3 protein-coding genes are annotated in these 15,780 nt (G+C 66.4%); 1 reads left to right on the plus strand and 2 read right to left on the minus strand.

Going from position 1 to position 15,780, the window contains the following annotated elements; genetic code table 11:
* Positions 1-111 precede the first annotated feature (111 nt).
* Positions 112-1,404 carry an NAD(P)/FAD-dependent oxidoreductase gene (locus ACQP1T_RS21445; protein WP_433754831.1) on the plus strand — a complete coding sequence of 431 codons (1,293 nt, stop codon included), beginning with the start codon at positions 112-114 and terminating at the stop codon, positions 1,402-1,404.
* Here the strand turns inward: ACQP1T_RS21445 and ACQP1T_RS21450 are convergent.
* Complete coding sequence (locus ACQP1T_RS21450; RefSeq protein ID WP_433754832.1) at positions 1,366-14,472, minus strand: SDR family NAD(P)-dependent oxidoreductase; 13,107 nt, start codon at positions 14,470-14,472, stop codon at positions 1,366-1,368. The two genes, ACQP1T_RS21445 and ACQP1T_RS21450, sit on opposite strands and share 39 nt — an antisense overlap.
* Positions 14,473-14,529: 57 nt before the next feature.
* Positions 14,530-15,771 carry a crotonyl-CoA carboxylase/reductase gene (gene ccrA / locus ACQP1T_RS21455; protein WP_433754833.1) on the minus strand — a complete coding sequence of 414 codons (1,242 nt, stop codon included), beginning with the start codon at positions 15,769-15,771 and terminating at the stop codon, positions 14,530-14,532.
* Positions 15,772-15,780 lie beyond the last annotated feature (9 nt).

The raw sequence follows: 15,780 nt of genomic DNA on the forward strand, positions 1-15,780 counted from the left end.
TCCTGCACCGATTCGCAGATTCGCCTCGGATAGTACGCGGGCCCGCAATAATTCGGCACGGACTGCGCGGTCGGCATAGAGTCGAGAAAGTGGCGTCGAGAGGAGCCGTTCGTGATCGACGAGTACGACGTTGTGGTCGTCGGCGGCAGCCTCGCCGGGTGCGCGGCCGCAATCAACTTCGGACGCAGGGGCTTTCGCGTCGCCGTATTCGAGGCGCATCGTGACCCCGCCTTCTACAAACGACTGTGCACGCACCTCATCCAGCCGACCTCGCTGCCTGCGGTTCAGCGCCTGGGGCTCGATACCCCCATCGAGGCGGCGGGCGGCGTTCGGATGCACACATCGTTCTGGACCCCGGTCGGCTGGGCACACGAGCGCAGCGTCGCCGACCTCGATCGGCACGGTTACATTCTTCGTCGATCCGTGCTCGATCCGCTCATCCGTGAAATGGCTGCCGCGACACCGGGTGTGGATCTCGTGCTCGGCGCCAAGGTGCGGGAATTACATCGGACTGGCGGCCGGGTCGACGGCGTGGTGGCACACATCGATGGTGCTGAGCGGACGGTGCGGGGACGCCTGATAGTCGGTGCCGACGGCGTGAATTCCCGAATCGCCGAGGCCGCGGCATTGCCCGCGCGCTTGTCACCGAACCGGCGGGCGAGTTATTTCGCGTACTTCCGGAACGTGCCGATCCCGGAAGGCAATTTCCGGGTCTGGTTGATGCCGCCGGATGCGCTCGGCCTGATCAACTCCGATGACGGGCTCACGCTCGTGTCCATGCTGGTGGACAAGCAGCGCGTGCCCGACCTGCTCGCGGGTAGGGAGGACTACTTTCGGCGCCGCTTCGCCGAACTCCCCGATCCGCCGGATCTGTCTCGGGCAGAACGGGTTTCCGACATCATCGGAACGAAAGACCGGCCGAATGTGACGCGGCTGCGGATCGTTCGCCCCGGCTTGGCGCTCGTCGGCGATGCCGCACTCGCCGCGGACCCGCTGCGCGGGGTCGGCTGCGGCTGGGCGATCGAGAGCGCCGAGTGGTTGGCCGAAGCCACCGCCGACGCATTGGCCACCGGCGATCCGTACCGTCTGGATGCGGCATTGCGGCGGTACCAGCGCAGGCACCGGCGGCAGTTGTGGCCGCAGCAACTGGTGTTCAACCGCAATAGCCGCCAGGCGGCGCCACCACCGCCGGTGCGAAAGCTGCTGGCGACCGCGGCCGCGGATCCCTATGTGGCCGAGCGGTTCTGGCCTGTCATCCAGCGCACCGCGTCCGCCAAGACGTTGCTGTCGCGGCGGGTGTTCGCGGCGGTGCGGCGGGCCGGGGGCGGCCGACTCGATGGCTGGCGCATCCCCGAGCCCACCGCGTCATCGCGTCCCGAACTCTTCATCGACCAGGTCGAATAGTTCGTCGTCGGTGACGGAGTCCAATTCGGACCGCGATTCATCCTTCGTCTGACGCGCGCGCATCCCGCTTTCGAGGCGAGTCAGCATGCGGCGGACCGACTCTCGTTCCGCCTCGTCCGACAGGGACCCGAGCAGTGCTTCGATCTGCTGGAGTGCGCCGCTGATCTGGGTCATCGGCGACGGCGCCGAACGGGTCACCAGGTTGGCCGAAATGTACTGCGCCACAGCGTTCGGCGTCGGGTAGTCGAAGACGAGTGTGGACGGCAGGCGTAGCCCGGTGGCCTGCGCGAGCCGGTTGCGGAGTTCGACGGCGGCAAGGGAGTCCAGTCCGAGTCCAGTGAATGTTGTTGCCGGATCCACCCGGTCGGTATCGGCGACGATCGCAACATGTTCACCGACCACCGCCAGCACGGCGGCCGCACGCGCATCGTCGTCCAGACCCGCCACACGCGCTGCGAGTCCCGAACCGACTTGCGGCGCTTGCGGCGTCAGGTTTCGGAGCATCTCGTGGCCGGATCCGGTCCGCAGGGCGGCCGGATTGATACGTGCTGCCACCAGTGCTGGTTGCTGCGCCGTCAGTGCGGTGTCGAACAATGCGAGGGCAACGTCGGTGTCCAATGGGGTGATACCGAAACGCTGCCACCGGGCCAGATCCGCCGGAGACAGGCGAGCACCCATACCCGCCTGAGCCCACGGCCCCCACGCCAGCGACACCGCGGGCAATCCCGCCGCATACCGCTCCCGCGCCAACCCATCCAACTCCGCATTCGCCGCCGCATAATTGGCCTGCCCCGGCGTGCCGAAAGTTCCCGCGATCGAGGAAAACAACACAAACGCCGACAGACTCAACCCACGAGTCAGCTCATCCAGAATCCTCGCACCATCAACCTTCGGCGCCCACACCCGCTCGAACTGCTCAACCGTCAACGACCGGACAGTCGCATCATCGAGCACACCAGCAGCATGAATCACCGCAGTCACCGGCGGCTCGACACCCGCCAAAACAGTCGCCACCGCATCCCGATCAGTCACATCACACGCCACCACACGACCGACACCACCGACATCAGCACCACCACCACCACGACTCAACAACACCAAATGCCGCACCCCATGTGCCCGAACCAGATGCCGCGCCAACACCGCACCCACACCACCGGTACCACCGCTGATCAACACCGTGCCCCCACCCCAATCCGGCATCTCTTGTGTCGCTGCGGGCACACGCCGCAACCGTGGCACCGATGCCGCACCATCACGCCACAACACCTGCGAATACCCCGACGCCACAATCGCATCCCAATCCGTACCCTCCGGATCATCGGTATCGACCAACACGACCCGCCCCGGGAACTCCGCCTGCACCGACCGCACCAAACCCCACACACCCCCGACACGGTCGCGCGTCCACACCACCAAAGACGAATCCGACTCCCCCGCCACAAACTCCCGCACCTCACCCAAAACTGCGATAACACCTGTATCGCCAGCCAACCGCCGCACCGGCGACGACACCACATCGGCCGGCAAATCCACACCGACCCAACCCAACTCGAACAGCGCGTCGTTGCGGGTAATGCGGCGGCCGGTCAGCTGTGACGCATCGACGGAGCGATAGACGAGTTTGTCGATCGACAGCACCGGGGCACCGAACTCGTCGACCGCTGTGATGGTCCACGCCGACTCGCCGCCGACGGTGGCCCGTACCCGCAGCGCCGTCACTGCGCTCCGATAGCGGCGGACACCGTTCCAGCTGAACAACATTCGGCCACTGCCGGTGCCGTCGATCGAGACCATCGCACCGCCGTGCAGCACGGCGTCGAAAAGGCCCGGATGCAGTCCGTAGTCGGTGGCGTCGCGGTAGACCTCCGGATCCAGGGCGACCTCGACGTACAGGTCGCCGTCCCGGAGCCATGCCGCTTGCGCACAGCGGAAGGTGGGGCCGTAGTCGAATCCGACTTCGGCCAATCGAGCGTAGATCTCGGCTACGCCGATCGGTTCCGCACCATGCGGCGGCCAGGCGGTGAGGGCGTCGAAAGCGGTGAGGTCGCAATCGCGGGCAGGAGCGATCGAACCCGTGGCGTGGCGAGTCCAGTCGGCATCGTCGGTGTCGGGCCGTGAGTACACCGCAACCGGCCGTGCACCGGATTCCTCAGCGGCACCCACGGTCACCTGGATCTGCACTGCCTCATCGGATTCGAAAGTCAGCGGCACCCCGAGGGTGAGCTCGTCGAGGTATTCGCAATCGAGCTGTTCACCGGCGCGCAATACCATTTCCACGAACGCTGTTCCGGGCACGACGACCACGTCCAGCAGCACATGATCGGCGATCCACGGATGGGTTCGCACGGACATCCGACCGCCGAATATGTGCTCGTCGGCTCCCGCCACCGCCAGCGCGCTGGTGAGGATCGGGTGGTCGAGCGGATTGGTGACCGCGACGGGTTGTGGGTCGAGCCAGTAGCGTTGGTGTTCGAACGGATAACCGGGCAGATCGACCCGCCGCGCACCCTGACCAGTGAAGAACCGCGACCAGTCGACATCGACACCGGCGCAATGGGCTTCGGCGACCGCACGGACAAGAGTCTCGACCTGGCCACGCCCACGACGCTGAATCGCGACCACCGCCTCAGCATCGATCAACCCCGCCAACACCGCATCCGGACCAACCTCGACAAAACGCGCACCACCGGCCTCCCGCAACGCGACGACACCATCAGCGAACCGAACCGGCTCACGCACCTGCCGCACCCAATACCCCGGATCCGCCAACAAGTCCGACTCGAGCTGCCCGGTCACATTCGACGCGATCGGGATGCGGGGCCGCCGCCACGTGAGTTCCGCACACACTGAGGCGAATTCGTCGAGCATCGGCTCCATCAACACCGAATGGAAAGCGTGACCGACCCTCAGACGGCGGATGCGGCGATCCGCCCAGCGCGCCTCGAGTTCGGCGATGCCCGCCTCCGGACCCGACACCACCACTGAGCCTGGGGCATTGATCGCCGCAATCGAAACCCCGTCCGGCAAGTCACCGACCGTGCCGATCGCACCGATCCCCGCTATCTCACCGACCCTACCGACCTCACCGGCCCCACGGATCGGGTCGACCTCACCGACCCTTCTGGACTCACCGGCACCACCGATCGAGTCGACCTCACTGACCCTTCCGGACTCACCGGCACCACCGATCGCGTCTACCTCACCGACCCTTCCGGACTCACCGGCACCACCGATCGCGTCTACCTCACCGACCCTTCCAGACTCACCGGCACCACCGATCGCGTCTACCTGGCCGATCTGGACTGCCAACATCGCCCCACCCGCCGGTAACGCCGCCATCAAACGGCCACGAGCAGTCACCAAACGCACCGCATCCTCCAGTGACAACACCCCGGCCACATGCGCGGCGGTGATCTCACCGACCGAATGCCCGATCACCAAATCCGGCACCACACCCCAGGATTCGAGCAACCTCGTCAGCGCAACCTCGACCGCGAACACACCCAACTGTGTGTTGTCCGTGCGATCCAGGTCAGTGTCGGATGCGAAAAGCCATGCCGGATCACAAATCTCACGCAGCGTCTCAGCGAACACCGGGAATGTGTCGAACAGTTCGCGCCCCATGCCCACGTACTGCGCACCCTGCCCCGGGAACACGAACACCGTCTTCCCGTCCACCACCCTCCGGGCGATAACGCTGTCGACACCGGTATCGGAGTCGGAAACCAAGACCGCTGCGCGCCAATCCAAATGAGCCCGCCCGGTCGCCAGTTCGAACCCCACATCGACGGCCGACTCCGGCACTGTGTGTACACGCTCGAGCAATGTCCGCACCGCGGCCTCGGATTTGCCCGACACCACCCACGGCACCACCGGCAACGGATTGCCCGCGGCATCAGGTGAATCCGGCGCCTCCTCCACGATCAGATGCGCATTCGTCCCACTGATCCCGAACGACGAGACCGCGGCGCGCCGTCGCCCCCTCCGCTCCCACGGGCGCGATCGCGTCAATAGTTCGACTCGGCCCGAAGCCCAATCCAAATGTGGGCTCGGCGCGTCCACATGCAGCGTCGCAGGCATCGTCTCGTGCCGCAGCGCCTCGACCATTTTGATCACACCCGCGATACCCGCGGCGCCTACCGTATGCCCGATATTGGATTTGATCGATCCCAACCAGACCGGCTCATTTCGACCCTGACCATAAGTCGCCAACAACGCCTGCGCCTCAATCGGATCACCCAACCGCGTACCAGTGCCGTGCCCCTCCACCACATCCACATCAGCAGCGGTCAAACCCGCATTCGCCAACGCAGCCCGAATCACCCGCTCCTGCGACGGACCATTCGGCGCCGTCAAACCATTCGACGCACCATCCTGATTCACCGCACTACCACGAACCACTCCGAGAATCCGATGCCCCTTGGCAAGGGCATCCGAAAGTCGCTCCAGCACAACCAAACCCGCCCCCTCGGCAAACCCCACGCCGTCGGCCGCCGCGCTGAACGACTTGCTTCGGCCATCCGGTGACAATGCCCGCTGCCGGGCGAAGTCCACGAAAAGATACGGCGATCCCCATACCGACACGCCACCGGCCAGTGCCATGGAGCAGTCGCCTGCGCGCAGGGCTTGGCAGGCGAGGTGCAGCGCGACAAGCGACGACGAGCACGCCGTATCCACCGTCACCGCGGGACCCTCGAACCCGAAGACGTAGGCGAGCCGTCCGGACAGGACGCTCTGGGTGGTACCGGTGAGCCGGAAGCCCTCGAGGTCGCCGGATACGCGCGCGTGATAGTCGGAGATACTCGATCCGGCGAAAACGCCGATGTCGGTGCCGCGCAGAGCCTTCGGGTCGAGTCCGGCGTCCTGCATCGCATCCCAGGCGACTTCGAGCAGCACCCGCTGCTGCGGATCCATCGCCGCCGCCTCACCCGGACCGATCCCGAAGAAACCCGCATCGAATCCGGCAGCATCGTCGAGGAACGCGCTCTCCCGAATGTAGACGGTGCCCGGCACGTCCGGGTCCGGGTCGTAGAGCCGCTCGAGGTCCCAGCCGCGGTCGGTCGGAAATCCCGACACCGCGTCGACGCCACGGAATACGATGTCCCACAGGTCGTTCCGCGATCCGACGCCGCCCGGGAAGCGGCATCCGATGCCGACAATTGCGAGCGGCTCGTCGGCGCGGATCTTTTGCGCTCGTTCGACGGGCGCGGTGCGGGCCGCGCTCTTAGGCGCGTTCCCGAGTACGTACCGGGCCAGCGCCGTCGGCGTCGGGTAGTCGAAGACGAGGGTCGACGGCAGCCGTACGCCGGTTTCCTCGGTGAGCCGGTTGCGCAGTTCGACCGCGCCGAGGGAGTCCAGCCCGAGGTCGGCGAAGCTGCTCGCGGGGTCGATCCTGGTGCGCTTGTTGGTGACCACGCCGACGTGCGCACAGACGAGATCGACCATCGCGGCTTCGCGTTCGGCCTCGTCGAGCCCGGTCAGCAGCGCACGCGAACCGGAGCCACGCTCGGTGCGCGGCACCAAGCCGCTGAACACCTCGTGCTGTACACGGTGCGAATTGATTTGCGCGGCGATCAGCGCTGGTCTTTCCGTCGTCAGTGCGGTGTCGAACAGTGCGAGGGCAGCGTCGGTGTCCAATGGGGTGATGCCGAAACGCTGCCACCGGGCCAGATCCGCCGGAGACAGGCGAGCACCCATACCCGCCTGAGCCCACGGCCCCCACGCCAGCGACACCGCGGGCAATCCCGCCGCATACCGCTCCCGCGCCAACCCATCCAACTCCGCATTCGCCGCCGCATAATTGGCCTGCCCCGGCGTGCCGAAAGTTCCCGCGATCGAGGAAAACAACACAAACGCCGACAGACTCAACCCACGAGTCAGCTCATCCAGAATCCTCGCACCATCAACCTTCGGCGCCCACACCCGCTCGAACTGCTCAACCGTCAACGACCGGACAGTCGCATCATCGAGCACACCAGCAGCGTGAATCACCGCAGTCACCGGCGGCTCGACACCCGCCAAAACAGTCGCCACCGCATCCCGATCAGTCACATCACACGCCACCACACGACCGACACCATCGACATCAGCACCACCACCACGACGACTCAACAACACCAAATGCCGCACCCCATGTGCCCGAACCAGATGCCGCGCCAACACCGCACCCACACCACCGGTACCACCGCTGATCAACACCGTGCCCCCACCCCAATCCGGCATCTGTCGGGAGGGAACCGGCACCCGTACCAGCTGCGGCACCGACGCACCACCATTACGCCACTGCACCTGTGAATAGCCGGACGCGACAATCGAATCCCAATCCGTACTCTCGGGATCGTCGGTATCGACCAACACGACCCGGCCCGGGAACTCCGCCTGCACCGACCGCACCAAACCCCACACACCCCCGATTCGGTTTCGAGTCCACACCACTAAACGCGAATCCGACTCCTCCGCAACAAATTCCCGCACCGCATCCAACACCGCACCAACACCCGCACTACCATCCAACCGTCGCACCACGGCCGCGCTGGACCGACTCGGCAATTCCATACCGACCCAACCCAACTCGAACAGCGGAGTACGTGCGCGGGAGTCGACATCGAAGGTTCGGAACACGATTTCGTCGATCGACAGCACCGGCCGACCCGAATCATCCACCGCGGCGATCGAGAAGCCTGCCGAGCCCGTCGGCGTCGAGCGGACGCGCAGCCGGGTCGCCCCGGTGGCGTAGTAGCGGACGCCTGACCAGCTGAACAGCAGACGGCCCTTGCCCGGCGGCAGGTCCTCGGCGAGTGCGTACTGTGCGAATCCCGCGTGCAGCGCGAGGTCGAAAAGAGCCGGATGGACACCGTAACCACTGGCGTCGCCGTGGAATTCGTCGGCGAGCGCCACTTCCGAGAAGATCTCACCGTCACGGCGCCAGGCCGTCTCGATGCCGAGGAACGCCGGTCCGTAATCGAGGCCCGAGGCGTCGCTGATCCGTTGGACGATCCATTCCGGCGCGACCGTCTCGGAGCCGGCGGGCGGCCAGTGGGGTTCGCCGATAAGGCGTTGGAGTAGGCGATCGGTATCCGGCCCAGGCGCGGCTCCGGAGTAGGTTCCGCTGGCCGAGCGTATCCATTCGTCGTGGTCGGTGAGCCGGAACGCGACGGTGAACGAGCGCCGACCGGTCTCGTCGGGTGCGTCGACCAGCAGTTGCAGTTCGACAGCGCCGATGTCGGGCGGCAGGATGGGCGCCTCGTGAGTCAGCTCTTCGATTGCGCCGCAGCCGATCTCGGTCGCGGCGCGGGTGAGGAGTTCGACCGTCGCGGTCCCTGGCAGCACCGGGGTGCCCACGGAGATGTGGTCGCCGACCCATCGGTGCGTCGACAGTGCGAAACGGCCGGTGAACAGCCATTCGTCTGCTCGGGAAAGCGAAACGGCGGCCGTGAGGATCGGGTGGTCGAACGCGCTGTCGGCGGGTTGTGGGGCCAGCCAGTAGCGTTGGTGCTCGAACGGATAACCGGGCAGATCGGTCCGTTTCCCTCCCTGACCGGCGAAGAACCGTGACCAGTCGACATCGACACCAGCGCAATGCGCTTCGGCGACCGCACGGACAAGAGTCTCGACCTGGCCGCGCCCGCGACGCTGAGTCGCGATCACCGCCTCAGCATCGATCAACCCCGCCAGCACCGCATCCGGACCCACCTCGACAAACCGCGCACCACCGGCCCGCCGCAACGCGGCGACGCCACCGGCGAACCGCACCGGCTCACGCACCTGCCGCACCCAATACCCCGGATCCACCAACAAGTCCGACTCGAGCTGGCCGGTCACATTCGAGGCGATCGGGATCTCGGGTGACCGCCACGCGAGTTCCGCACACACTGAGGCGAATTCATCGAGCATCGGCTCCATCAACACCGAATGGAAAGCGTGACTGACCGTCAACCGTCGAATGCGCCGATCGGCCCAGCGTATTTCGAGTTCGGCAATCCCCGCCTCCGGACCCGACACCACCACCGAATCCGGGGCATTGATCGCCGCCACCGAAACCCCATCCGGCAAGTCACCGACCAAGCCGATCGCACCGGTCCCCCCTATCTCACCGACCCGACCGACCTCACCGGCCCCACGGATCGGGTCGACCTCACCGACCCTTCTGGCCTCAACGCTCCCACCGATCGAGTCGACCTCACCGACCCTACCGACCTCACCGATCGCGTCGACCTCACCGATCGGGTCAACCTCTCCGACCACGTCTACCTGGCCGATCTGGACCGCCAACATCGCCCCACCCGCCGGGAGCCCCGCCATCAATCGGCCACGAGCAGTCACCAAACGCACCGCATCCTCCAGCGACAACACCCCGGCCACATGCGCGGCAGTGATCTCACCGACCGAATGCCCGATCACCAAATCCGGTACCACACCCCACGATTCGAGCAACCTCACCAACGCAACCTCGACCGCGAACACACCCAACTGCGTGTTATCCGTACGATCCAAATCAGTCTCGGACGCGAAAAGCCACACCGGATCACAAATCTCACGCACCACATCCGCAAACACCGGGAATGCCTCGAACAGTTCGCGGCCCATACCCGCGTACTGCGCGCCTTGTCCGGGGAACACGAACACGGTCTTACCCGCAACCACCTGCCGCGCGACAATGTCATCGACATCGGAGTCGGAACTCGATATCGCTGCGCGCCAATCCAAATGAGCCCGCGCAGTCGCCAGCTCGAACCCCACATCGACGGCCGACTCCGCCACTGTGCTTACGCGCTGGAGCAACGTCCGCACCGCGGCCTCGGATTTGCCCGACACCACCCACGGCACCACCGGCAACGGATTCGCCACCACGTCAGGCGTATGCGACTCCATCGGGGCTTCCTCGACGATCAGATGCGCGTTCGTCCCACTGATCCCGAACGACGACACCGCAGCCCGCCGCGGCCGCCCCACCGACACCCACGACCGAGCCTCGGTCAACAACCGCACATCCCCCACCGACCAATCCACATGCGGCGAAGGCGCATCCACATGCAACGTCGCAGGCATCACCCCACGCCGCATCGCCTCCACCATCTTGACCACCCCGGCCACACCTGCGGCCGCCTGCGTATGACCCAAATTCGACTTGATCGAACCCAACCACACCGGCTCGTCCCGACCCTGACCATAAGTCGCCAACAACGCCTGCGCCTCAATCGGATCACCCAACCGCGTACCGGTCCCGTGCCCCTCCACCACATCCACATCAGCAGCGGTCAAACCCGCATTCGCCAACGCCGCCCGAATCACCCGCTCCTGCGACGGACCATTCGGCGCCGTCAAACCATTCGACGCACCATCCTGATTCACCGCACTCCCACGAACCACCCCCAAAACCCGATGACCATTAGCCCGAGCATCCGAAAGACGCTCCAACACAAGAAGGCTCGCGCCTTCCGACCAACCCACACCGTCGGCAGCCGCACTGAACGATTTGCACCGCCCGTCCGGGGCCAGACCGCGCTGCCGCGCGAACTCGACGAACAGGAACGGCGATGCCATAACCGACACTCCGCCCGCCAAGGCGATCGAGCATTCCCCCGCGCGAACGGCAGCGCACGCCAGATGCAATGCCACCAGTGACGACGAGCACGCCGTATCCACCGTGACCGCGGGACCTTCGAATCCGAAGACGTAGGCGGGGCGACCGGAGATCACACTCTGATGGCGGCCGGTGAGTCGGAGCCCTTCCGTGGCCGCCGAGTTCCCCTGGTAGTCCGAGTCGCTTGCACCGACGAACATGCCGACCGCGGTGCCACGCAATGCATTCGGGTCGAGTCCGGCGTCCTGCATCGCATCCCAGGCGACTTCGAGCAGCACCCGCTGCTGCGGATCCATCGCCGCCGCCTCACCCGGACCGATCCCGAAGAAACCCGCATCGAATCCGGCGGCATCGTCCAGGAATCCGCCACCGGCGGAGTACACCGTTCCGGGCTTGTCCGTATCGGGGTCCAATAATCGATCGAGATCCCACCCGCGATCGGTCGGCCATCCCGACACCGCGTCGACGCCGTCGGCGACCATGTTCCACAACGCATCCCGCGACGACACTCCGCCCGGGAATCGACAGCCGACACCGACGATCGCGACGGGCTCGTCGGAGCGGGTGACGGCCGGTGTGTCGGGCGGGCGCGGCGCGGTGCCGGTGATGCGGTCCCGCACGAATCCGATGACCGCGGTCGGCGTCGGGTAGTCGTAGATCAATGTGGCCGGGAGTGCCACCCGAGTTGCCCGGACAAGTCTGCTGTGGAGTTCGATCGCGCCCGCCGAGTCGAGCCCGAGATCCTTGAACGAGCGGCGGGTATCGACGTCGCCGCCCGAGGGGTAGCCGAGGACGGCGGCGGTCTGTTCGGCGACGATGGCACCGACGTCGAGAGCGTGCTCGGTGCGCTCCACGATCGGTGTGTCCGGTACGGGAGTCGCGGGGTCCGTGTAGGCCGTGTCACCGGTCGGAGTGTCGAGCCAGTGGCGGCGGCGCTGGAATGCGTAGGTCGGGAGATCGGTGCTGTGCGCGCGATGTGGACGCCACCAAGTCTGCCAATCGACCGGCAGGCCGTTGGTATACGCGGCGGCGAGGGCGGCGGTCAGCCGGTCGGTGCCACCGTCTCCGCGCCGCAGCGTGTCGAGGATCGTCGCGGGCGTGTCCGCGGCGATCTGCCGCATCGCCATGACGAGGCCCGGATTCGGGGATACCTCGACAAGCGTTCCGGCACCCGAATTCAGCACGGCGGCAACGGCTTCCGCGAACCGAACCGGCTCGCGCAGGCCGCGAAACCAGTAGTCGCCGTCCAGCATCGCGGTGTCGATCGACGCGCCGGTGATCGTCGATACCATCGCCACCCGACCAGACTGCGGCGCGATGTCCGCGAGGTCCGTGTGGATTCGCTCGCGCAGCGCCGCCACCTGTGGTGAATGCGACGCGTAGTCCACCGGGATACGGCGGGCCCAGATGCCATCGCGCTCACATTCGTCGACGAGAGCCTGGACCCGTTCCGGCTCACCCGATACGACGACCGAATCCGGCGCGTTCACCGCCGCGACAACGACGCCATCCGGCAGTAGTCGCCGGATCTCGTGCTCGCCCAGTGCGATCGCGGCCATCGCACCCCGGCCCGCCAATACCTGCGCGACGGCTCGGGACCGGAGCACGATCACGCGCGCCGCGTCGGCGAGGGTCAGTCCACCGGCAACCGTTGCCGCGGCGATCTCACCCTGTGAATGCCCGACAACGATATCCGGCGTGACCCCGAACGCACGCCAAGTGGCGGCCAGCGAAACCATGACCGCCCACAGCGCGGGCTGCACCAAGTCGACGCGGGCCAGCAGCGCCTCGTCGCCCAGTGCCGCGCGCAACGACCAGTCCACGCCTTCCACGGCCGCCAGCGCTGCGGCGCATTCGTCCATCGCCGCACCGAATTCGCCGACCGTATCCCATAATTCGAGCCCCATCCCGACCCATTGGCCACCCTGCCCCGGGAATATGAAGACCGTCGGTCCCGTCACGACCCGCCCGTAGACCGGGCCGGACACACCGGCGGCGACCGCATCCAGTCCACTCAGCAGCGCGGCGCGATCGGCCGCGAGTACGGCAGCCCGGTCGGGTAGCGCGGCCCGCGTGGTCGCCAGGGAGTATCCGATATCGGCGAGACCCAGCGCGGGATTCGCCTCCAGCCAGGCCCGCAGTCGGCGCGCTTGTCCGCCCAAACCTGCGGTTCCGACCGCGGACAGCAGGAACGGAATTGTGCCACCGGAGGCTTCGCCGCTCGGCTGGACGGCCGAGGGTGGCGCCTCTGCCAGGATCAGGTGGACGTTGGAACCACCCATGCCGAACGACGACACACCCGCGCGACGCATGCGCGGGCCGCGCTGCCACGGTTCGGCCGCATCGACAACGCGAATGCCGAGCTCCGCCAATGGAATCCGCGGGTTCGGCGTAGCGTAGTTGAGACTCGGTGCGAGCGTGCCACGATCGAGACACAGCGCGGCTTTCACCAGGCCCGCGATGCCCGCGGCACCCTCGAGATGACCGATATTGGTTTTGATCGACCCCACCCGCAAGGCATCGGCACGGTGCTTGCCGTACACGGCGCCGAGGGCGGCGGCCTCGATCGGATCGCCGACCGGTGTGCCGGTCCCGTGCAGTTCGACGTAGTCGATGTCGGCGGGATCGAGTGCGGACCGTGTGAGCGCCCGGCGGATGACCCCGGCTTGGGCGTCGCTGCTCGGTGCGGTCAGACCCTGTTCTCCGCTGCCGGTGTTGATCGCACTGCCCTCGATGACCGCGTAGATCCGCCTCCCGTTGGCGAGTGCGTCGGCCAGACGCTCGAGCACGACAATCGCGCCGCCCTCGCCACGCACGTGGCCGTTGGCGCGGGCGTCGAAGGCGTAGCAGCGGCCATCGGGCGATAGTGCTCCGAATTCGGCCGCCATCGCATTGCCGAACGGCGAGAGTATGAGATTGACGCCGCCCGCGAGTGCGAGCTGCGATTCACCACTGCCCAGGCTTTCGCAGGCGAGATGCACAGCGGTGAGCGACGAGGACTGCCCGGTGTCGACGGCGAGACTGGGCGCGCTGAAGCCGAGGGTCCGGGAGATCCGGTTCGCGATGATCGAACGGCCCAGCCCGGCGAACGTATGCCTGGTGACGGCCTCGGGTCCGCGTCGAGCGACGAGGTCGGCGTAGTCGCCGCCCATCACGCCGAGGAAGACGGCGGTGCGAGCGGGTGCGGTGTCCGGTGCGATCCGGGCATCTTCCAGTGCCTCCCAACCCAATTCGAGGGCCAGGCGCTGCTGCGGGTCGATCGCGGCCGCTTCCTTCGGTGAGATCCCGAAGAACGCGTGATCGAACTGGTCCGCGCCGTCGACGAAGCCGCCGCGGGGCAGGCCCGCGGGCCGGTCCGCGGGGACCTCGCCGATCGTCTCGAGGCCGTCGCGCAATACCGACCACAACTCGTCCGGGCCGTACGCGCCGGGAAACCGACAGGCAATGCCGACGACGGCAATGCCGGTGCGGGACTCGACCATCGAGTTCGACCTCCGTTCCATCTCTAACCGAGGTCGAGCGCTTGCCGGACCGCTGCCTCAGACAACTTCGTTCACGCCGGATTCGGTGGCGTTGATGCGGACGGCCATATTCCCGCTCGGATGGGCATTTTCGTGCAGCAGCTGATGGAAGCGTCCGACATCCTCGATGTCGCCGCACGCCGACAGGCACGGCTGCAGCAGCCCGGCGTCGATCAAGTTGATGACCTCGCGGTACTCGCGGAAGTTCGCCGCATGCGATCCCTGGAGCCGTTTCGACCGCATCCACAGGTGGCGCAGGTCCACGTCTCCGTTGTATCCGGTCGATCCGCCGCAGATGACAACCATGCCGCCGTTGTCACACACGTACATCGAGGTCGGCAGCGTGTCCTGTCCGCTGTGTTCGAGCACGACGCTCGGCAGCTGTTTCGTCCCGAGAGTGTCCCAGATCGCCTTGCCGAATTTCCTTGCGCCGCGCAGGAAGTGGTCCATCGCGGCGGCATCGGTGGTATCCGGGAGTCGGCCCCAGTGGTCGTATTCCGTCCGGTCGATGACGCCTGCCGCACCGAGCTCGAGGCAGAACTTCGCGCGTTCGTCCGACGATGCGACGGCGATCGGGATGGCGCCGACGATCCGAGACATCTGGATGGCCATCGAGCCGAGTCCGCCCGCGCCGCCCCAGATCAAGACGACGTCGCCGGGACGGACGACATTGCCCGGCCATCCGAACAACTGCCGGTAGGCCGTCGGCCCGGTGACCATGAAACACGCGGCTTCGGCCCAGCTGAGCCGTTTCGGTTTGGGGTGACACTGGAAATCCGAGACGAGGCAGAACTGGGCGAACGACCCGTGGTTCGTCTCATATCCCCACGCGCGCATGCTCTTCGACACCGGGTGGTCGGTGCCGGTACGCACGTCCTCGGCAAGTTCGTCCCACTGCCCGCCGGCCAGCACGACGTGGTCACCCACCGACACGTTCGTGACGCCAGCACCGACCGCCCAGACGATGCCCGAGCCCTCGGATCCGCCGACGTGGTAGTCCTCGGTGTGTCCGAGCTTCTGCCGCATCGAGATGACGTCGACCGGATAGCCGAGCGAGGCCCACACGTTGTTGTAGTTGATGCCCGCGGCCATCACCCAGATCAGGACCTGGCCGGGGCCGACACCGGGTGTCTCGACGACCTCGGTGGCGAAGGCCTGCTCGGGCTCGCCGTACCGTTCCCGCCGGATCACCGACGCGTACATGTACTTCGGCACCTCTCCAGCCGGAGGAACTTCACCTATCTCGTACAGATCCTTCACTCACACTCC

It is taken from the genome of Nocardia sp. CA-135398 (assembly GCF_050955845.1).
Taxonomy (GTDB): Bacteria; Actinomycetota; Actinomycetes; order Mycobacteriales; family Mycobacteriaceae; genus Nocardia.

Excerpts from the sequence above, each read along its gene's own strand:
- ACQP1T_RS21450 (WP_433754832.1), bottom strand. The coding sequence starts at position 14,472 with ATGGTCGAGTCCCGCACCGGCATTGCCGTCGTCGGCATTGCCTGTCGG.